The organism is Cohnella sp. SGD-V74 (genome assembly GCF_003001675.1).
GTDB lineage: Bacteria > Bacillota > Bacilli > Paenibacillales > Paenibacillaceae > Cohnella.
In genome coordinates this window covers 136,843-158,881 of record NZ_PVYW01000018.1, presented here as the reverse complement: position 1 = coordinate 158,881, position 22,039 = coordinate 136,843, and the positions used below count along the sequence as shown (strand labels likewise).

16 protein-coding genes and 1 pseudogene are annotated in these 22,039 nt (G+C 45.3%); 1 reads left to right on the top strand and 16 read right to left on the bottom strand.

All coding sequences use genetic code 11. The features are described 5' to 3' along the window. Positions 1 to 34: 34 nt before the first annotated feature. On the bottom strand, positions 35 to 970 hold the full coding sequence (locus B0G52_RS25085) for an IS3 family transposase (protein ID WP_233163035.1): 936 nt from the start codon (positions 968 to 970) through the stop codon (positions 35 to 37). Continuing rightward, the gene (locus B0G52_RS25080; RefSeq protein ID WP_198960721.1) at positions 888 to 1,202 is read right to left on the bottom strand and encodes a transposase; all 315 of its coding nucleotides are present in this window, start codon (positions 1,200 to 1,202) and stop codon (positions 888 to 890) included. Before B0G52_RS25080 ends, B0G52_RS25085 begins: the two co-directional genes overlap by 83 nt. Positions 1,203 to 1,778: 576 nt before the next feature. Between B0G52_RS25080 and B0G52_RS25075 the strand changes: the two genes are divergently transcribed. Beyond that, positions 1,779 to 2,639, top strand: coding sequence for a hypothetical protein (locus tag B0G52_RS25075; protein ID WP_094048369.1), 861 nt, complete (start codon positions 1,779 to 1,781; stop codon positions 2,637 to 2,639). A 264-nt stretch (positions 2,640 to 2,903) separates the two neighbouring features. Here the strand turns inward: B0G52_RS25075 and B0G52_RS25065 are convergent, their stop codons facing one another. From B0G52_RS25065 to B0G52_RS35680, 14 genes and pseudogenes are all read right to left on the bottom strand, one after another. Continuing rightward, positions 2,904 to 5,093, bottom strand: coding sequence for a DNA cytosine methyltransferase (locus B0G52_RS25065; RefSeq protein ID WP_094048365.1), 2,190 nt, complete (start codon positions 5,091 to 5,093; stop codon positions 2,904 to 2,906). Positions 5,094 to 5,154: 61 nt separating this feature from the next. Further along, complete coding sequence (locus B0G52_RS25060) at positions 5,155 to 5,487, bottom strand: hypothetical protein (RefSeq protein ID WP_094048363.1); 333 nt, start codon at positions 5,485 to 5,487, stop codon at positions 5,155 to 5,157. Positions 5,488 to 5,489: 2 nt separating this feature from the next. After that, on the bottom strand, positions 5,490 to 6,347 hold the full coding sequence (locus tag B0G52_RS25055) for a ThiF family adenylyltransferase (protein WP_094048361.1): 858 nt from the start codon (positions 6,345 to 6,347) through the stop codon (positions 5,490 to 5,492). A 54-nt stretch (positions 6,348 to 6,401) separates the two neighbouring features. After that, positions 6,402 to 7,694, bottom strand: coding sequence for a Mov34/MPN/PAD-1 family protein (locus B0G52_RS25050; RefSeq protein WP_094048359.1), 1,293 nt, complete (start codon positions 7,692 to 7,694; stop codon positions 6,402 to 6,404). A gap of 58 nt (positions 7,695 to 7,752) precedes the next feature. Next, the gene (locus B0G52_RS25045) at positions 7,753 to 8,901 is read right to left on the bottom strand and encodes a hypothetical protein (protein WP_158223857.1); all 1,149 of its coding nucleotides are present in this window, start codon (positions 8,899 to 8,901) and stop codon (positions 7,753 to 7,755) included. Next, the gene (locus B0G52_RS25040; RefSeq protein ID WP_094048355.1) at positions 8,867 to 9,331 is read right to left on the bottom strand and encodes a hypothetical protein; all 465 of its coding nucleotides are present in this window, start codon (positions 9,329 to 9,331) and stop codon (positions 8,867 to 8,869) included. Before B0G52_RS25040 ends, B0G52_RS25045 begins: the two co-directional genes overlap by 35 nt. After that, a complete protein-coding gene (locus B0G52_RS25035) occupies positions 9,331 to 9,669 on the bottom strand; it encodes a hypothetical protein (RefSeq protein ID WP_094048352.1) in 339 nt (112 codons plus the stop codon). The genes B0G52_RS25040 and B0G52_RS25035 overlap by 1 nt, the downstream gene beginning before the upstream one ends. Positions 9,670 to 10,283: 614 nt before the next feature. Further along, positions 10,284 to 11,024: a hypothetical protein gene (locus B0G52_RS25030; RefSeq protein WP_094048350.1), complete on the bottom strand. Its 741-nt coding sequence runs from the start codon at positions 11,022 to 11,024 to the stop codon at positions 10,284 to 10,286. Positions 11,025 to 11,459: 435 nt separating this feature from the next. After that, positions 11,460 to 11,912 (bottom strand): SEC-C metal-binding domain-containing protein, encoded by a 453-nt coding sequence (locus B0G52_RS25025; RefSeq protein ID WP_158223856.1) that lies wholly within the window; start codon positions 11,910 to 11,912, stop codon positions 11,460 to 11,462. 163 nt (positions 11,913 to 12,075) lie between these two features. Continuing rightward, positions 12,076 to 15,288 (bottom strand): helicase-related protein, encoded by a 3,213-nt coding sequence (locus B0G52_RS25020; RefSeq protein ID WP_094048346.1) that lies wholly within the window; start codon positions 15,286 to 15,288, stop codon positions 12,076 to 12,078. A 264-nt stretch (positions 15,289 to 15,552) separates the two neighbouring features. Further along, complete coding sequence (ltrA, locus tag B0G52_RS25010) at positions 15,553 to 17,535, bottom strand: group II intron reverse transcriptase/maturase (protein WP_094048342.1); 1,983 nt, start codon at positions 17,533 to 17,535, stop codon at positions 15,553 to 15,555. Positions 17,536 to 18,229: 694 nt separating this feature from the next. Continuing rightward, positions 18,230 to 18,988 (bottom strand): annotated as a pseudogene (locus tag B0G52_RS25005) (DUF6094 domain-containing protein); the annotation flags it as partial. Positions 18,989 to 19,125: 137 nt separating this feature from the next. After that, positions 19,126 to 20,973 carry a reverse transcriptase/maturase family protein gene (locus B0G52_RS25000; RefSeq protein WP_094048338.1) on the bottom strand — a complete coding sequence of 616 codons (1,848 nt, stop codon included), beginning with the start codon at positions 20,971 to 20,973 and terminating at the stop codon, positions 19,126 to 19,128. A 641-nt stretch (positions 20,974 to 21,614) separates the two neighbouring features. Further along, the gene (locus B0G52_RS35680) at positions 21,615 to 21,773 is read right to left on the bottom strand and encodes a hypothetical protein (RefSeq protein ID WP_158223855.1); all 159 of its coding nucleotides are present in this window, start codon (positions 21,771 to 21,773) and stop codon (positions 21,615 to 21,617) included. Positions 21,774 to 22,039 lie beyond the last annotated feature (266 nt).

Below are 22,039 nucleotides of genomic sequence, written 5' to 3'. Positions count from 1 at the left end.
GCAGTTTGAAAACACCCACATACAGAAATCCCTGCTAAGCTGCTTGTGACAGCATTCTTTCGCGATAAATAGCTGGGGGCCAGCCCCCTGGATTAGAGGTGTAGATCCGCCGTCTGTTGTAGTAGACCATGATGTATCTGAAGATGATCGATTGAATATATGTCATCGGATAGCGCTCCGTGTTGATCTTGTACAGCTTTTCTTTCTTTAGCGTAGCAAAAAAGCTTTCCATCCTTGCGTTGTCATAGCAACGCCCTGAGCCGCTCATGCTTTGAATGGCATCTCGTTTAGCCAGACTCTTTCGGAATGCATGGCTCGTGAATTGGCTGCCCCGATCGCTGTGATAAATCATTCCGCGAGCATTTCTCGCTCTACAAGCGTTCTCAAAAGCTTTGATGCAGAGTTCCTTGCGCATATTGTCGTCCATGGCGAGACCTACGATCTCTCCGTTAAAACAATCCAGTACGGCGGACAGATATAGCTTGCCATCTGAACAAGGGACTTCGGTGATATCCGATAACCACTTTTGGTTAGGTGCTGAGGATCTGAAGTCTCTCTGAATCAGGTTCTCGCTCTTTTGAGCTGCGGCATCCTCGCGCGTAATGCCGTTCGGATGACGCTTCGCTTTCTTCAGCAGCCCATGCTTCTTCATGATGCGATAGACGGTGCTGTAGCTGGTCGTAATCTCTATCTGTGACAGCGCCAGCAGGATACGTTGGACGCCGTAATTACTGTTGTCTTCATGTTCTCCAATGATGTCTTTGATTTTGACCAGAAGGCGTTGTTGCCGCTCCTGTTTGGGCGTAGGCTTCAAGCTACGGTAATAGCCCGATTCGCTGACAGCAAGTACCTCGCACATCTCCTTGACGGGCCATCTATCCCGTCGTTCACGGATGTACGCATAGAGCTGACGTGCTTTTACCGCTTCCGGTCTTTTGCAAATAACCGAGTGCGTCCTTGAGAATGTCATTGGCACGGCGCAACTCGCCTATTTCTTTTTCTAATTCAATTTCTCGCACAGTCTTATCGGCAGAAGTGAGTCCGCTCCCGGTATGCGCCCCGTCGCCGTGCAGGATTCTTTGCTTTCTCCATCCCTGCAAAGTGTAGTAGGCTACGCCTAACTGCTCGGCGGCTTTCCTGGGGCCTATCTCATCGCTCAATCTGACTGCTTCTTCTTTAAATGCCTTGTCGTATCTGTTCATTGTCACTCGTCCCCTCGTTTGCTTTCATTTTATTTCATACGAGGGTGTATTTCGACTGCATTTTTATCGTAGCACTCCATTGCTCCATCTTAACCCACCTTCCCTTGTATTACTCTGGCACGCAAAAAAAGCCCTACATGCCGTCTCCTTAACGATTTCTCGTTAAAAAATCGGCCCATAGGGCTTATATCTTGCGAAAAGGATTTATACCAGAATTTGAAATAATTATATCACATAACGATGTTGTTTCAACACCTGCTTTCCACTGTAACTTCTTGCTACCTTATTATTCCCTACGCTATGTATCTACTTCGTTTGATCGGGCATACTGATGCTAATAGTTGTTATGAAAGGAGTCGTATTATGAGGATCTTCCGGAAGAAGATACAAAGTAAAAAAACTGATAGGAACCAACCCAGAATTACAGGAAAACAGACGACAAAAGCTCCTTCTGGTCGTGTTCTTTATGTTACAACGTTTCAGAGGCCAAGTAGTAAAGAATAAATGAAAGGATACTATGCAGATCTCCCAATATATTCTATGATATTCAGTATGGGTAAAAAGGGAGGCGCAATTGTGACGGGTTTTCTAAAGTGGGCGTTAAGGGGGTTCCTATCCTTTCTCGGGATTTTGTTCACCTTCATTATCATAAAGGTGATAAGAGATCGCTTGGTTGCATCGATTACCGGGAGTGTACTCGATAGTGTGGTCGATTTTATGGCTTGGCCATTTAAGTGGATCGTTAAGATGATACCTGATTCCTCTGCTACCCCGCCTCCGGGTGACTTTCCAAAGTGGACTTTTTTTAGTCTGAGCTTTTCTGTTGAATTCGTTTGGCTTGCGGGTCTATCTTCCATTCTGGTTTTCTTATATTTTCTGATTTACAAAGGATTTAAGGGATATTATCCATTTACCGACAACCGTATTAAATGGATTGCATCTTCAGAAATGGCTGCTGCAGTTGCCGCTGTCGATGAGCGGCCCGGATCCGATAGTGCATTGGCAGCCGTTGATACCTTTCTCGATGCATTTAATAGCGGAGTCGCCTCCCTGCTCAACCTGAAGGAACACGAGTTCCGATCCTATTGGCTTGTTGAAGGGAATAATGATAGAGCATTTACTTCTGTAAGCACCTCCCAGCATTTAAACGAAAACGATATTCATATCATTGAAGCTGCCCTACGACATCCCGGTAAGAAGACTTTCGCTGATCGGCCAAACATCGTGCCGGGCAAGTATGAAAACTACCCAGTGGACTATGTTCTCTTTCAACGGAACAGTGGAAATTTTCGATTAGCTTACATCGTATTTGTCATGAAGAAGGATGCGATCACGATAAAACAACAGGAAGCCTTCTTTACAGCAACGGCTAATCTACTCTATTTAGGCCACGTGGACAAATTTCCTGAAACTGTGCTAAAATTAAATAGAACCTAGTAAATTCTTCTGGAAAGGAGCGCGATTATATGGCAAAAGCGCTGTGGATAGGCCCTAAAAAGGGTAGAACGGTAAATGTAAATTCTCGATCCAAGTATTCTGGCCAGCGTGTATCCTTGGACTTCCAGATTCCTCCCGCCACTAGCGACGTAATCAAGGAATTAAACCTAGCGAAACTCCAGGTGGCTACTACAAAATCGAATACAAAGAAATAAATAAAAAACACTCCAGAATGAAGAATCATCTGGAGTGTTTTTCGCTTTACTACTGCATAAGTATGGCATATGTCCGCTCATCATCATCATGCGGATGTACCCAAACCTCTTCAAAACCCATCGTGAATTCTCCAACGCTGCTTATCATTAAAGCATCTAGAAAAACGTTACCCACCTCTTCTGCAGCATCTGGAGGAATTGCGTTTCCGATATATTCTCTCGCTTTTGCCTCCGAACAATCTACCAAGTCAAATGGAGTTCCATCTGGCAGTGTCATTGGAAGCGTCTGGATCGCACCGAGTTCCATTGTTGTTAAAGGTCTGTGCCAGGTCCCGTCTTTTGAAAGAATGATAAATACTCCCCTATCGTCATCTGCAGGAATCTCTGAATCTGGTTCACCCGTTCCCGATAGATCCTCAAACGAGAACCAATCGTCCGCCACAGCACTGGTTGCAGCGTGAATATCAGCTGAGCCAATTATGGTTTTTGCAGGCTCATCTGCGGGCATGACACCCATAGTGCCTGCACGAGGATTGCACGTAAGTCGCGGGTCATTGATACTAGGAGCTCCACTTTGAATGTCAGGAGCTCCAGTTATCGTTGCAGCTACCCCCATCCAATCTTCCATCTGCCATTTATTCGTGTACCGCCCACCACACGACGGCAACGGCAATCGAACATCAGCAATCGAGACTGGCGCATTCATTACACGTCCTTGGCTCCGGATCGTATCCGAAACTCCATGCCAATCATTTACCCCATATCCACCAGGATACATATCTTTGACTTTTCCGGGATCAGCGATCGCAAACTGACCGCTACCAAGCCTCGTTCCCGTGACACAGGGAGCAGGGTCATCAACAGATACAATTTTGTAGACGGCTGGGTGTCTGCTTGCTCTCTCCTTTAGCGTCGGATCCGCAATGCACGCTGCACCATTGGTTGGCCCCGCGCTGCCCGTGATGCATGCTGCCGGTTCGTCGACCTGCATAATGCGCATCAAGTTTGCTTTTCCGTTACCTTCATTGATTTGAAAACGAGGATCCGAGATGGCCGAACATCCATTGCTTGTTCCTACACCCTGAGCACCCGTCACCGTTCGAGATGGCTTCTCCCAATCTCCAACTTCATATGCACCTGCACGCGGTAAGTGGCCAATACGGACATCCGCAACGGCTGAGGCATTGCTTCCTCCGACTCTTGATTTCCCAATCACTGCAGTTGATGGCTCGTCCCAATCCTGGACGCCCCAAGCTCCTCCACCACGCGGGACATGTGTTAATCGGTAATTCCACCAATCTATTTTATTGAGATCTCTCCAATCTCCCTTTTTAGGAATCAAAGCAAGCCGCAGCCACGTCTTGAACGAAAGGTTGGGAAGCCGATTAAGCCTACCACCGTGAATCACATCACCAGGCAGGGGCAAATTACCCAGAACATCTCCAATCGTTCTGTGCTTTTTCTGTTCCGGCTTAAAGATAAAGCTCGTCATCACTCTTTCTAAACGCGCGACAAGCAAATACCTTTTCCGGATTTGGCCAAGACCGCCGGTTAACCCTAAGTCATGGTCATAACCGGTGACTGCGTATCCCTTCCTTTTTAGTAAATCTACAATCTCCTTTAATATTTCTTTCCCGCGAGTTTTGATCCGCGGTACATTTTCAAGGGCAATGATTTTAGGAAGTGCATCACCGTACTGTTCGCATGCCTCTAGCGTGAGAGTCAGTCCACGAATGGTAAGCTGATTCAGTGCTTGATATTTCGCAGTCTTGCTGCTTTTCTCCGGCAACAATCCGCTGAACCCTTTACATGGCGGACTGGTCAAAATTAGATCCGGAACAATGTACCCGAATGCCTCCCAAAGATCCCAAGGTGTGCATTCTTTCCAATCTGCCGGCGGTCGCTTGCCATGAAAAGCAACGTACTGTTTATAACTGAAGAGGTCTATGACTTTGCCTGTACCTTTATTACCAGTCAGTCTTTCGTAGTTCTTGCTCGCGATCGGATCCGCGTCAATACTACAGAGCGATCTAAATCGCCCCACTGTTCCTTTGTAGTGGCCTCGTGAGCGCTGAACGCCAATCGCTCCGCCACCTACACCTCCGAATAGGTATGCCACCGTGAATTCCGTTTGGACTTGTTCAGAGGGTGCATTCCCACCATTACCCCAGTAGGAACCCGCGAAGTCAGCTTTACACACTGGAATGACGTTAAATTTTGAAATAGGTTGAGCTCCCATTTTTTTCTCCTTTTATCAAGACAGAGGGCCGAAAAAAACAGCCCTCTCCCGTCTAGTAATTTTAGAAGTTCAGTTCCAATTGAAATAAGTTTCTCTTCTCTTTTAAAAGCTGCTTCAACAGGGAGACATACGGGACGCGGTTCTTCAGCAGCGCCCTGACAATGACACCGTATCTTGGAGAGCGCGGCGGAACTTTGTGCTGCAGGAAGATCCCTGCAAGCTCCTCGATCAGTCTAGCCTCATCATCCAAAATGATGTCACATCGAGCGATTGTCGTGGTTTCCCCTTCAAGCGACAGGCATTTGAACGAATAATCCCCATAACGATTCGGAGGATTCACTTTGATAATTTGAATACGTTCAGCTGATGGCCATTTGCACGCATTGGTCTCCATAGTTATCCCCCAATCAGGTGATCAAAGGCGGAAGCTTGTGCTTGACTCACATAGGTGGCGCGTGAGCCGCAAAGTCTCGCGTCAAAATGCACTTGATGGATGAGAATAGCGCGTTCAGAAAGCAAGCTGGTTACCAGGTTGTTAGAGATCTGGGCGGCAAATTTGTTAGACATAAGTCTTTGAGGTTGTGATTCCACAACTGCGCCGCATCCAGGAACCCTTGAATCTGTATCGGTCAGGATCTCGGGGTAAACCCCAGTAACGGGTTCCATGATAATTTCGCCCCGATACTTGAAGCCCACGACCACTTGTCCGTTGTTCCCAGTATCGGCTCGACCGACCATCCCTCCTGGTCCCCGCTCCATTTGGATCGCGTGGACGCCAGCATCGATGTAGATTAACGTCTGGACGCTTGAGTCACGAAAATACGTGTCTACGATCTGCCGGGTAGCATTGTTGTCGACCATGGCAACGATTACGGGTATGAACTCTCCGCGGTTCGACGTATTCACCGGCATGAGTTCAGCGAGCTGCTGAGCATCCTGGATATAACCGGCATGCCTAAAGACCTCTAGGTCGTAGTGGCTGCCATATCGTTCCGCAAGACAAGTCACCTTGTACTCTCCAATCTCCTCCGGTTCGAAGAGTTGGTTCCCCAAGTTTTTCTCTTCCACCTTGTCCCCATCAATCAACATGATGTGATCCAAGATGTACCTTTTTTCAGAATGATTCTGATTAGCATTGCTGTGCGTACGAAGGTCTTGACACAACCCCCGGAAAAAGTGGCTACCATTTGCGCCGGCACCGACGATCGTGAATTGGTATATTGGCGTTGTGGGGAATTTAATTTCGCTTGGCATGAATACAACCTCCTTTGTAGACAAAAGAGGTCCAATAATGGACCCCTTTTTCCTCTATTCCCGCTCAACGCAAGCCAGCCACTCGAGTGGAAATTGATCTGAGTAAGTTACATCCGAAAAATCGAACAATTCTTTTGCCGACACTTCGTAATGCTGGCCGTTAAAACCTGCCCTAAAGCGCATATCAATCATCGGTAAGTTTAACCTACCAATGACGCCATATACGGCAAAAGCTTTATCATTAGCATCATCCTGTCCCGAAAAGTCCGCTGGCCAGAGATGGTGTGAATGAATGTAGACAACAATCCTCGTGTCCGGATCGTCCAAAAAATGAGGGAAATCAGCCCTGACTTCCGCCAAAGAAACCCTTTGTCTTGGACAATGGAGTGCATACGAATGCTTTTCCTTGTTCCAAGTAATGTAGACCGCCGCTTCAACTGGAGGTTCCTGCTGTGCAAAGTGTTTGAAAAACGCTACCGTCTGGACTAGAAATTCCCCTGGAATTTTGTCCAAGTTCAAATGGAATCCTTCTGGTGGTATATCGAGCTCCCTAATTAACTGCGAAGGCGCTACGATACGCATGAAGTCATCCTCACGGACGTCAAATAACCTACCTTGCCTACCAGCAACAACCCCAATTGGAGGTTTGTCGGTATCTTTGAGATAATCTTGCCATTTCCAATACAATCGCCTGGTTCCTGTCGAATATGCGCCCCACTTTCCGTTTGTTACAGCCGGAAACAGACGCTTATTTTCTCGGTCAACCCTCCATGAAATGGCTTCTGACGATGCGAATTCGAAATAGTCGTAGGCGAAAGCTTGTTCGATCATTGCGATCGTCATATCTCCATCGTAAAGGTCTTCAGGTTTCTTTTCCTTTTTCGCAATATTCTTCTCCCTAACTTCACCGGAATCCTCATCAATATCAAGATTGTCTTCCTCTTCCACAGTTTCACTTTGAACCTTGTCGTTAGAGTTCTCTTGTTTCTCTCTCGCCTTCAGAATGTCAGCTCGAACGTCTTCTGGCACTTTTGTCCACAAAGCATCTTTAACCTTTTCCAAAGGAGTTTCATCCCCCATATCCACCAGCTGCCTCGCATAATGTTCAACTTCAAACGTGTGGGTAGCGTAGTGGATCGTCCAACCCTGAACTGGAATCGGCATTTTCCGAATACCTTCGCGCGTGGAGTACTTTTGCTTTGCAGTTTCTGACTTTCGAGCTTGTGCTGTGGTTGCCTTCGAAGCGGTTGACTTCACATCAACATTCTTCTTATCCTTTGATTTTGTGGACGACTGTGTTGTCTCCACTTCAATTCCAAGCAATGCAAATAGATCAGATTGGCTCATTATTAGGCACCCCAAATAAAGAGGGGTTTCCCTCCCTTATTGTGTAATTTTCTATTCCTTAGTCCTCAATTTTTAAGAGTTCCCCGATGTTTACGTCTAGGGAGACGAGCAATTGATCTTCGAACTCCCGACCACTCATCAAGGTGAGGATTGCACGGTAATCCATATCTCCGGTTTTTGGGTAAAGATGAAAGTTTCGTTCTCCATTCATAAAAATGTCCGGAAATGATTCTAGCTGCCGAACCTTATCAATGTTGGGAAAAGTACTCCAACAACACTTCCCGTTTCCATAAACATTGGAATAAGGATATCGGTAAAGGAGCGTTTTCTCAGTAATCACGGTATCTTTTACTGCAAAAAGGAATGCCTCTATGCCAGGTTTCTCCTTCTTCAATTTGAACACATAAATTAATGCTGGGTGCCCAACAGAAGGATACTCCGTGCCAATAAGATTTACATCTATCATTTGCTTGTGTACTCGTATGGCGATGATCTCCTCTTGCCGTCGTTTCGAGTAAAATATGCAATTGCTCGGTAGAATGGGCGTGTTGATTACCAGTTCGTCCAAATGAGCCAAAGCATAATTCATAACCGATTCTTGCGAAACTCTCTCCGCAAGAAACGTCCACATTTCATTAATGCTCTCATGTGTGCGAACATACTTAAAAATCGTATCCAATATCGATTGCACCAGCCCTATGTTTGGTGAATCAAAAAATTGAACAGATTCCAGCAGGTGCTTCGCCAACTTTGCAACAGCCTCTGGATCCAATACGTTTTCCGCCTTAGCAAGAATCCCTTGAAATAGACGTCGATATGCGTCTGAATCCAATTCTGTATTAGTTAGATTTTTACACATCACACGAAGTAGCTCAGAGAAATCATAAGCATACGTTCTCTTGGTGTGGGAATAAGCAGAATCTCTCATATGCTTGAGAAGTTCATTGAACCAAATTTCTCCATAGTTCTTATCGCTTTGCTCATCAAGGAAGGAAAAAAGACTGTCGAATATGTTATAAGGCCCTTCACTTCTGGCTGTAAATGCTTCGAAAATCATCCAATCATCTGCATTTTTAATCATCAAACGCATGAGATCGGCTGGGTTAACGGAATATTTATTGATGATGTTACCGTTTAATTCCCGTTCAACAATCGGGAAAGTACGCCCGGATTCATCCAATATTAACCTTGTTCTTTTTTCGTTCATCTCTTGCATACCTCTTCACCTTCCTTGTCATTATCGACTCATTCCAGAGTTTAGCTAGTTCCACAAAATCCTCGAACATCAAATGAAGTTTAGGATAATGGGTTGAAAATTCAAATTGAACCCCTAGCTTATTCACCTTAAATTCAGTCTCTGTCCACTCATCCGAAAAGGCATGACTCTTTAGCAGTGCTCTCAGGTCATGTATATCTTTTCTAGAAAGTGGCCCAGTTAACACGAATTTATCCATGTTTTCCTGTATGGACTCTCCAAATAAGGCTTTGAGAAAGTAAGATTGGATTGGATCCCCTACTTTCCAGCTCGGATCAACCGAAAACCCAAACTCCATCATCTTTTTGACCATGATGACGTTTGACAACATACATAAATAGTCATCTAGTTCATTGTAAGAAAGGCTAAAAAAGCTACTCATTAAATAAGTCTCCTTTTCCGGATGCCATGCGGCTTAGAATCCGAAACAATCTTTGACATTCCGTGTGTTCGGTTTAGGTCCATAATCGGGCAATAAGCATTAAACAGTTCGTAAAAATCCTCATCGTTGTCAATTGTGTAAAAGTACCGCAGTTCTTCGTACAGCTCTTCCATGTGTTCCAAAGAAACTGTGTGAAATGCAGATAGCTCTTGGATAACCGGCTTTCTTAGAAATAGGAGATCATCAAGAAGAGCTAACCCTTGCTCAATTCGGATGAGATTTTTAGGGCTATCGATCTTTACGGACTCCAATTCTTCCACAAATGCAAGTACGTTCATGCCGCTTAGCTCCTTTTCATGAAATAAAAAAACGACAATCCTTCCGCTTCATTGCGGAAAAAGTGCCGTCTTTTATAGATATCTCTATATGTAAAACGCCCATGATTGAGCGATGCTTTCGATCACCAATAAAGGTTTTCGAGATAAGCAGCCGCAATCATAGGCGTGTGATTTTTGCTTAAATGCCAGAGGCAGTCGGTTTCTAATGTGATTGTAACATATCTAAAGCTGAAGATAAAAGCCTTACCTTTACATCATTGTAATTGGCCTTTAGAAAAAATTTGAACCACTTTGGCTAGTAGGTTTTGGGGATTGATAAGACGTAGCAGATTATAAGAATCATTTACGTTTCTGTCAGGCTGCAAGTTGACGATCCTGCTTATTGTGACTTCGTCTGCAGTTGCTGAAGATGACTGCTTTTGTGGCAAGGGGATCGCACGGAGACGTAGGTTTCATTCAAAGGAACCAGTATGCGAGCTGCAGCTCCTCGCTTCCTGCCGCTTTCTGCAACTCGGATGTGCCCGGCTTCATCCAGATTAGGAAGTGACCAGCCAGTTGAGCCCCTGTTGGCTGTTGCCGCTCAGCTGCGCAGCCCGGACGAGACGTCATGAATTTCAATCTATTATGCCTTCTTTGGAGCTATCTCTTAACCTATGCAATTGTGTTTCGACTTCTTTGATTTCTTGATCAAGATTGCGAATTAGCGATTTATTGTATAACAGATGTGTCGTCGGCTTTACGAAAGCCCCTCCCCTTAAGACACCGTCGATACCAATTACATCCCCTTCCAGTGTCACAACCTTGCATCGTTGTTTCGTCTTGTTGGAGACTTCATTTGCAGCTTTTAGATCTTCAACGATAAGAACATCACCGAGTAAGTGGTTGAATACCGGCAGATACGCCTCATCTACTGTAACAAGTTCAATTGCTTTCCCCAAATATCCTTTTGTCCGCATAGCCTTTTGAAGAACTGTATCATCAATGGTTTTTCCAACAACTCGATCCAATGACAGAAACGCAGCACTTCCAGACTGGCGCTTCTTTAGATATGCAATTGCATTTGCAGCACTTTCAAAATTCTTAATCAGAACATAATCGGATACATCACCTAAAATAGTAATCATAGCAATTAAATATTTCTCTGGAAAATCGATATAATCGGCAACTATACCACATACTCCATCAAGAAGCCTGCAACGTCCTGCTAGTAGAACGTCGCGTGCTCCTTTTGATACACGATCGTAGGATTCACATAACTCCAGTAGTGTATTTTTTCTTGAGATGATCGCTTCTAATTTTCTTTGCAACTGAATTATTTGATTATTCATTTCTTCTTTAGAAACAGGCTGATTCATCTCTGCTTCAACTCCTGCTATCTACTTTATTAATTTCGAACTCCACTATAACCAGCAATCATCCCGATCAGGACAAATTATCGAGAAATCGCGGTTTCCTCCAACTCATCACTACTCCAGAATTAGAAAAGTATTTCGAGCATTAACTTCAACATTATGTCATTGGGAGCATTACTGGTATTGGTTGAGATCCGTTCTGGTAGTCAAAAGCCCGATTAATATTCGTCCTAACCGTGTATGCGACCCGCATGAAATCATACATTAGTGCCTTAATATGCAATTCAGGAGGAAGAAGATATCCTTCGATTTTCGATGAAGAGTCATTTTGGTATCGGGCTGCAACTCTATGGTTTCCGTCGACTGCCCATTGTTCGATAGTATGAGCTATATTGTATTCAATCACGTAAATTGGGTTAGTATTTGATCGTGCATATATTAGTTTTTTTGTTTAAGAGCCGAAGAATTAACAAACTTATTTAAATCCGCAACATAAAAATTTTGTGTTTGTAGGTTATTTACTTCAATCAGATGCTCAACTGCTGGAATGCTCCAGGCGAAAACGATCTTCCCCAATCTCCCGAGATGTTCACGATTATAAATTTGCTTGCCTGGTATGTGACTGGGGTTCCTTACTATATCTACCTGCGCTGCCGCTTTAACTGCACTTCTTAATTCTCGAATAAGTGTTTGGTGATTTGGAAAATGGTTTAACATTCCCTCATTGTCGTATATTTCGATTTGAGCTAGTAGGTTTTCCAAAGTGGTGTCCCTCATAAGTTGAATCTCTTGTAATGAAGGTTCCGTATGAACTGATTCACCGATATGACAGTGCTTGAATTTCTTGCCGCTTCCACACGGGCAGGGATCATTCCTACCAATATTCGTCATGCCTGCTCCTCCGTTCATTGTCTATTTTGAGAGTACGATACCAAATCCTAATATCGTAAAGAATTAAATCAAATTATACCTCAAATACTAGATTAGTTGGAGAAATCTACTCATTTCAAACAAAGAAGAACCATGAGCCAACCTAGGCTCATGGTCCAACTTCTTACCCAAAATCCCACATCAGCTGATTTTCGTGAGTAGGAATTTGTTTTTTTAATATCTTTCTTGGCTCATCCATAATCAGCTCCGCGAAAGTCAATATTCTGATTTCTTCCTCTAGGTTGATGACATTGTTCGACAAAATTCGCGTTGTTGCTGAAGTTTCTGCTTGTACTTCTTGCCTGATGAGAAGATCATTCATTAGGTCGATTGTTCTCGTTTCGCCAATTTCCTTAATGATTGGTTTTTTAGATCTTTCTTGATGCCATTGAGCAGGGTCAATGCCACACAGTTTTAGCGTTTCGTCAGCCAATCGTTGCATCCGTTCGGAAAGCACGTCCTTAAAATTCGCTTCTGCGATCATTTCAATGCCGGCCATTTCCTTCGCGGCGAGTGTAGTCCACGCTTTTGCGACATCTGCACCGGCGAAACAAGATGCTAGGTCTCTAGCCAACGAAGACTGGGAATCGATAGAAAAAGAGGCTAGTTCTGATTTATCAAGCCTACCCTCTACCATCAATGCATGGCCGCGGGCGCTCATGATATGCATGAATTGTTTCATTTGCTGCGAACGATTGTAGATCGGGTAGTAGACCCGACATTCGCGATCTTGTCCGATTCTCCATGCTCGCCTAGACGATTGCCGGACTGTACTCACTTCATAACTTAATTGATTATAAATGATGGTTGGCCAATACATCATGTCAAGACCAACTTCAACAAGCTTCATGGCGCAGATTATTACCGGATATTCTTCTGCTTCATATTCAGCCAATCGCTGTGTCCGAAGCTCAGTATTAGGCTCATTCAATATTTTACATCGAACACCCATCCGCTGAAGAATTTCTTCAACGCGTTCGTTCATGTTATACGAACCGGTGAACTGATTAAAAATGATGCAGCGCCTACCTTCGGACAGTTCACTCTGGACAGTTTCGACAAGCCATCTTTCTTTGGCATGGAGCATCGAGCCATCTCCAAGTGCAGGTGCTGTATACGCTGACTGTCCGAGTCTTACGATCATTTCTTGGTCAGGACGAGCAGAATACATGAGCGTGGCCGGATTAAACTTTGACCGAGCTCCCGGCGTACCCGAAGCACCACTCGCTTTTTTGCATGCTTCATGTAGTGTGTTATGAAATTTGGTATAATGCTCACCGTGCCCCTCATCCATGTCGAGGAATACGGGGTACTCTTTCAATTCTACAAGTGGTAACCCGAGATCCGGAAGTTCAAGAAAAGCCGACTTGTGTAGCAGAAATTGCGCTGTGAGCTGCGGCGCTATTCCTGGGGCCTCCTTGGTCTGAACACTTCTTTTATTTCTTCGCGTTATAACACCTTCGTCTCCACCCTCCTCTTTGATAACCTGCTCCAGCTTACCGAATCTCGACGCCCACTCAACTGAGCCAGTTTGATAATCCACGCCTGCTTCAAGCAAAGAACGCGGATCCGTCCGCCAAAGCAACTCCTTTATAGACGTCGACTTGCCATTGGTAATCGTTCCAGTTAACATAAGTGTTCGTTTTGCCGACTTTACCATTTGTGCAAAGGCGTCGCCTCGACCACTGTCTTCTGACTTACACATATGCGCTTCATCGCAGATGTAAAGAGCAAAATATCCTTTCAATCGCTTTAGTACCTGACTGATATTTACACGCGATCGATTCCTGGATTCACCTAAAGAGTGGATCGCTGGTCGCCACAGTCTTTCTCCGCATATGCGATCCGGATTTTCCTCTTTCCCTTCCCTGGTTGCATCTACACCTGTTAAGGGAAAGGAATGCTCGCAGAATTTTGGGAGTTTAGAGTGACGCTTCCACTTGATTTTTATTCCTTTTGGAAGCCCATTTGGTAGTAGCTCTCCTTGTCGCCGCGCAATTTCAAGCTCTTGTGCTGAAACCATTGGAACATCGGCGAATGTGTCCCACGGGGCTGGTACTAATTCGGATTTATCGTCACCTTCATCCAGTGGGACCAGTATGGGCTTTCCGCATCCTGGACAATGCCAAGCATATTCAAAAGTACCCAATTCATCTTCGAGAGGTACATTGTACATACGCTTCCAGATGCCTCCGAAATAAATCTCAGAACCCAATTTTGCTTTATCTATGCCCACCAGGGTAAACTCAAGTTTTTTAGGCTTATACCCCTGCCGAACACGCTTTAGCAAAGCTAAAGCATCATTCCCGCTCCGGATGATGTTGACTTCAATGTCTGGAACGGTTTTTAGTAGCTCCTTACTCTTCCATTTTGGCAGCGTGATTGCGGGAGCAGACAACAAGACCGCCATTCCTGACTTTCCCGTTCGCCTCTTTTTCCGTTGGTGCATAACATGCGCAGCGCCCCCAGCCATAATTGATTTCCCCGAACCCATATCGCCACCAAGGATGGGTGACTCACTGTCCGCACAATCTACTGTGTTTACGATGGCTTGGATCACATGGGCCTGTGTTGGAAATGGAATTCGTAGCATATCTGCGATAGCCGGATCAATGGGCTGGTCAAATGAATGACGAGGTTTAAGATCCGCCAACTTCTCGGCCAGATGGGTTGCGTTGTTCAGCATATACTCCGACATGGACCACTCCGGATTGAACTCGCCCACCACATCACTTTCTGGTATAAGCAGTTTCTTTGTCTTCAACGCCTCGGTTAATCTTTCTATGGCTTGCTTTTCGTCGGCTTTGAACAGAAGGGCTTGAACCTTATTCCACTTCATAAAATTCGGATTAACCTCAACAAATAATGGTTGGCAGTAGTCTTGGAACATATTATAGTAGGCGGATTCCCATTCACGCGGAAATCCGAATCTACAAATCACATGTTCTGCAACGACTTTTTCCATATTCCCTTCAGGTGCAATGAGAAGCGCGCGATTATGCTTCTCAGGGTCATTCACCTGTTCAATAGAAGAAAGCTCGAAGAATTGGTTATAGATGCAGCCATGTGCGACATCTCCAAGTCCAATCGGTTTCATTAACCGTTTGTATGGTTCACCGTTGCATCTCGAATACGCAATACGATTCATTTGAGCTTCATATGACTCCAACAGGCTAGCCGACACCGCCTTCACAGATTCTGGCAGACCTGCAAAAGATGCAAAATACAAATTCCGTGTTCCTTTGCCGCCCCAGTCCCAAATCAGGAAGTGAACCGTTACCTCAATGACTTTCCCTACTAACGTAATCTTCAGCTCAAAATCCTTCTCGGTGTTCATATGATAATGTCTCCTTTGATGATGATGAAAAAACAAAAGCAGGATAAGATTTTTTCTTATCCTGCCTGCGCAGTTACTTTAAGTCGGTTACACCGTACTCGTTGGTAAATACCCGAATGACGGAAGAAAAAAAATCAGTCTTTTTCGTACCGACGAACTTACCCTCATCATCGGTCATTTTCTCCGTTTCGGTTCTTCTTTTCGTTACACCGCTAATTAATAGCGATAGGTAATGATCATCCTTCCTCATTGAGAGGTTAGGAGTCATTTTCCCCCGCTTCGCACCGTACGTGCGGCTTTTACCGCATACGGCGCTCCATCGTGATTAGAGCGTTGCAGCTCCACCGCGAAAAGACCCTTAACTTTCTCACGAAAATGAAGAACTTTGCTTCTTATCTTTGGTCCAAGCTGGCTGAGCTCGACTTCATTATGAATGTACTCATGACAGGAATTATGAAGCGTAGCAAGATTGCTTACCTTATTGACCAGATCAATGGGCAGATTTGGGTCAATATGATGGATGTCAATGTCTGGAGGATGAACCTCTCGGCCACAGACCCTACATCGTCCCTTATCCCTGTTGAAAGCATATGCTCTGTTTAAGTAGAATTCGAAGTTGTAGATTCCACCGCGTCCACGTTTTCTGCCGCTTCTGATCACGAGCGAGTAATGAAGGCTCATCAATTCATCTGCTCTGGCTAACGTAGATTTGTTTCCCGTTCGCTCGGTGTAGAGTTTACGTCCTTCCGAGGTGAATGGGGTTTCTAATGGATTTTTAAGCTTCGAATTCTTCCATTTGCAGAACTTGAGTGAAGTGACCCCAACTTTACGGTCAAGGTATTCGATAGCCGGGATGCCAGAGATGTATTCAGAATGGACAGAAAGCAAATTTTGCGTTTCGTTTGCAGGTGTCCATCGAACAGCATGGTTTCGTTTTAAGGAAAGGTACGCAGCCCATGCTAGATTTCTCTCGAACTTCCTTAGATCGATATTCACCCAAGTGGCGGGTTCATAGTATTGAATGACCCCGCGTATTTTGCTGTTCAACACATTGATGTGGTGAACTAGAGCATCCTTGTTGGGGATGTGCCTCATTTTTCTAGTGAACCGGTGAATTTCATCAATCTTACTTTGGAGACGTGCCGGGTTTGGTCTGATCCTCGAAATAAACCCCTTTTTGGATTTACCCTTCACTACTTTGAAGTTGAAGCCCACAAATTTAATAGGCTTCTTCTCAACATTCGTGATTAGGGTTTTCTCCTCGGAGAGCTTCAATCGAAGATTAGTATTGAGATACTTAGCCACCCTAGACTTCCACATTTCAGCAGACTTCTTGGATTGTGTGACGAGTATCCAATCATCGGCATAACGAATGAGAAATGCTGGTTTAAGCTTGCATCTTCCCTTCGTAATGTCTCGAAGCATCATTTCCTTGCCTCTGGAGAACCCTCGTTTGTATTGCGAACGAGTTTTCTTTCTGTCCCACTCTCTGATAATCCATTCATCCATGATATTCAGGTATACATTTGCAAGCAACGGGGAGATGATACCGCCTTGGGCTGTGCCAAGTTCATTGGATTCCATTTCGCCCATGATGCCTGATTTTAGGATCGCTTTGATTATCATTAGCACTCTTTGGTCTCGAATCCCCATGTTCCATAGCTTGTTAATCAGTATGGAATGGTTTACGTTATCAAAGAAGTTACTAATGTCACCTTCAACAACCCAGTGGTACCCTGTTTTATGGATAACGTCAGCGACTCTCCCGATTGCCATATGTGCGTCTCGCATTGGTCTGAAACCATATGAGTGGTTAAAGAACTGAGCTTCTAAGATCGGCTCGATGACCATTCTGATACATTCCTGTGCGATCCGATCAATGATAGCAGGTATACCTAAGGGTCGTTTTTCAACCTTACCCGGTTTATCAATGTAAACTCTTCGGATAGGTTGGGGTTGATAGCATTGAAGTAAACTTTTAACCCTCGGAAGGACTTGTTCGGCGTCCATCTGAAGGATGTCCCTCTTCATTGTTTGACCGTCAGTACCGGGAGTGTTTCCACCTTGATTAGCCTTCACTCTGTGAATTGCTGTCAGGATGGTAGCGTCAGCTGTGATTATTTCGAGCAGCCCTTTTACCCTTGGTCGGGTACCAGCGGCCCATGATGTTGAAGCGTGCTCATACAGTTGGTCAAGGATTGAACGTAATTCTGCTTCATTGTTCGGATTGTTGAATTTTTGTTCCATTGGCACCACCTCCTTTCGGAGATTGCCTTTGGCTTTAGTCAGGTATGCACAACGGCTTCCTCAACAGTTAAGGAATCTTTTGCTGTTAATCACGACTATGCCCCTTCGCCATGTACTAGGCTTTCCCTAGCTCGGACTACTACGGGCTGATGCCCCCTGATTTGGTCGGTCATTTCCTACCGACTAGAAACATCTGGCTCTGCCGCCATTAGCAGTTTCTATCAAGGTTCCACTGTTCCATGTATCCTAGCTTTTCATCTTCACCTTAGCCCTCCACTTTGACCCGCCAGTCATTCAGTTGTCCTCGATCGGTGGACGCAGAACATCATGACTTAATGTCGTGATACAGAGTTGCAGACCACAAACAACAACTCCGCGGCTGGACTCCCTGAGGAGCATACACCTTCTGGTTCGGTGTACTTGGGCTTACGAGCCGTACAAACGTGGATTCATATGGTGATTAGGCATAGTGAATTTATAGCCCCCCGCATTTCCCTATCCATCACAGGAAGGAAAATTCCGCCTTTACCGGGCTCCATACAGGTATCTGACAGAGATATCTGCATGCCGGAGTCTCAAGGTAGAGTCGCCGATCTTCAGCTCTAAGTAGGTACTTCCCCTACCAACTCGGATACATAGTTAGATTCATAAGAATCCCCTAGTCTTTGTTACTCATTTCTGAGTAGTTTGTGCACTAGGAACAGTGCGCACTGTGACTTCCCATGTTCCCGCCAACTGCTCCTGCAGCGAGGGCAATGCCCATGTGAGCAGGCTTCAACGGCAGCATAGGGCGTTTGAGCTTAGTTTCATTTGATGTTGGTACCAAGCTCTTCCTCATCTCCTGAAATAGCGAAGAACTCTCCAGATCTTTGTTCAATTCCTCGACATCCAGCGCATCTCGCCGAAAGTAGGGAGGCTCCGTTGAAAGAGCGCTAGGTACAATAAATGGAGCGACCTCTTCAAGCGTGGGTAATAAAGTTCGATCCCCATTTCCGAGCGTCTGCAGCGCTCTGTACATTCGTGTTTGCTCCCCGCGAGGCGCTCGCTCATACCGTGCGACAACAATCACTTGCTTGAAGTTGTCGTAGTGTTCATCAGTAAAGCGATAGACCGAAATATCCCGAAATCTGCCGCTCAATAGACCTGCTGTATCCGTCAGCACATACTGAGGAATACAGAAGAGCAGCAATCCGCCCTTTTGAAGTACACCTTTCTTGAAATCCGTAAGCGCACGCAAAAAAGACAACTCTGCTCGCTCACCGTCTACATTTGTTTGGTATGGCGGGTTCAGCCAGAGGAGACTAAATTTTGCCTCCGCGCGAACGCGCTGGTAGCCGTCATGAATCACATGATCCAAAACTCGGCTCGCCTCCTCTGCCCTACCTGCTTCAATTTCACTGCCATACGTGATGACATTGCGATTGGGTCCTTGTAAGGCTTGTGCGATCATGAGAAGGGCTTCGCCGCTAGGTAGGAGACGGACGAGTTATTGCCTTTCGACAACACTTTTCCCGACTCCCCCATACGAACCGTGCTTGCAAGTTTCCCCGCACACGGCTCTCTCAGCTAATTTTCTGAACACAAAACCTTTCAGAGCCTGTTGGCATGAAGGTTTACATGGCATCCTTTACATAAGACAAGGGTTTTCCTATTACGAGTAGACATGAGCCATACCCATTTGGGAATCTCCTTAGATCCTCGATACTTCTTTTTAAGATCCTTTAGTTTCCTAACATGGTGGACTTCAAGCGTTAGTCCGGAATCTTCCTTACCACATAGTTCGCACTTGTGAGCTAGTAGTCTCTTGATAATACCACTTCGGACAGTTTGAACTTTTGTGGAGCGGGGAAACACGTCTACGTCTGAATTGGCGTTCGCGACAAAGTCATTTTTGGCAAAACCCTCATTGTAGTACTTGAAAGTCAGTTGCTTACCAGAGGATTTGTTGTCAACAATGATGCCGATTGTGCCATCCACTTTGTATTTCTTCCATACTGATCTAACGGAAATTTTCATTTTTGCTGCGATGGTCTTTGCGAGACTGTACACATGAAAGAACTTAAACTTACCAAGTTGATAAGCCACGTTGTCAGCAAGTCGATAGTAATTATACAGCCCTCTGACTTCTGAAGCGTATTTGACGATTATCTCTGCTAAGTCCAAGCCCATCAGTTCAGCACGATGAATTGATTTCCCTTTAGTGGCGAAACGAGACAGCTTCTCATGAACAGCCTTGGCAGGAACCTTCAACCGGACAATGCCATTGATATTTCGGGCGACGATGCCATTTTTCTTGGTTGTCACCGCTGTGTCATCGTCACCAGTGTAGAGTTCATATCCAAGAAAGTTCACTGGATTTCGCTTATCGTTAAAATGGGTGATTAGGGTCTTTTCGGCAGACAAGTCGAGCTTAAGCTGTTCTTTGAGAAAGGAGGAAACTTCGTCACGGATTGTGACGGTCAGTTCCTTATTCCCAATAACACCAATAACAAAGTCGTCAGCGTATCTAACATACTTGATCCGTACGAACTCCCGATCCATCGGGTCGACCGAACTCATTTTACGTCTGGCCGATGCTAGGGACTTATACTTCACAATGAATTGGCGGCGATCTATGTTATCCTTGTCCAGCGAATCGATCTTGATTGACAACTGCTTCATTTTATGAAGCGAGTTCACATATTTAAGATTAGGTTTTCTTCTTGCTCTATCCGTCTGATACTTGGGGATAATCACCTGTTCGATGAATTTATCTAGTTTGTCTAGGTATATGTTTGCGAGGATAGGACTAATCACTCCACCTTGCGGTGTACCCGAGTAGGTATTGTGAAAGTTCCAGTCCTCTATATAACCAGCCTTAAGCATACGACGAATAAGTTCGATGAAACGCCCATCTTTAATTTTCTCCTTTAAAGTGTCGAGGAGAAGGTCATGCGAGATGTTGTCAAAGAAACCTTTGATATCCCCTTCTATTACCCACTTAACCCCAGTCCATTCCCGCTTGATTTGTTTAAGGGCGGTATGGCAGCTGCAGTTAGGGCGGAATCCGTGAGAATTGTTACTGAATTGGGGCTCATACATGGCTTCGAGGAATGATCTTGCGATTTCCTGAACTATTTTATCCATGAAAGCCGGAATCCCAAGAGGTCTAAGTTTCCCATTTTTTTTCGGGATGTTGACCCGTCTGACGGGATGGAAATGGTACTTTTCCGACTTCAGAGCTTCGATAGCGTTAGAGATACGATCAAGTCCGAAGCCATCTATTGTAGACCCATCAGTACCACTTGTCATGTTTCCTTCTTTGGCATACTTATTTGAGTATGCCTTCAGGAAGAAATCAGGATTAAAGAAGTTACGGTAAATTCGGTCGAATGTATAAGACACATCCGTCCTTGCCTTGTGTTCAGTGATACTGAGCACCATTTCAGCATTCTGCATTTCGCATACCTCCAATTGGCTCATATCACAATTAACCTGCCGTCCTTCGCCAGCACCCATAGGTGATCTCTCGATCGGGTGTCACGCATGCTACCATACGTGTGTGGGCAGTTTTCCTGCATCCATTTACGGCTTTACCTGTCATTTCAGGTTCCTCAGACTACTACGACAGCTCCGTACACCGCGACAGATATTCAAAGGACTCAGAGGTAGAGGTTTAGTCCTCTACATGACCCTAATAGCCAACAATGGCGTTCTTTGCGATGTATCCTAGGTTCCTCCAAATTCCACTGGCATCGTTTAGGTCTCCCGTTTGAACCATGACGCGCTTATTGCGCCTGCACACCTTGAGGGGATTTGCGAATACGGAGAGGGAATACTCGCAATCATGGTGTGAACCTCATTTCAACCGTGGTATGAGGCTCCCTGCTGTTTCGGGCCGATTCTAGGATTCAGGCAATCAAGCTTTGACCATGCGATGCTTAGGCTCGCGGAACGTACCATGCTCACGGTTATTTGGAACTTCCGCTTTACTACCATGCTATTGTCCCCAGTGACCTTTCAGCCATCTAAGTAAGGTAGTCGCCTATGCTAACGATTCCCCAGTTAGCAACCTCTTCAGGCGATGGAATAAGGCATACCTAGCGCAACTCACCACAGCAAGGATCATACAGGAAATAGGACAGGCAGTCTCCGTTCTTATTTCCCTCTTCAGGCAGAATTCTTTGCAGCAAAAGTTCCAGTTCATAAGGCGGCGTCGCGTAGAACCCAGCCTTTGACTCCGATCCAAGCCTGGCCATTACACCCGCCTCCTACGCAGTCCTGTAGAGCGCGCCGATTCCGGATAATGAATGTGCATCGGACGCTTAAGCAGATCTGCTGTCCGATCCTCCTTCGGGCGAATACGCCTAAATAACGTATACGCAGTCAGTGTAATTGCCGCGATCATGATCCCGCCAATGAATACGCCGAGCCTACCACCTGGTATACTTGCATACCAAGCTGACAACTCTCCATCCAACAACTTATCCCACATATTGACTCCTTCACCACAAGCGCACGTATG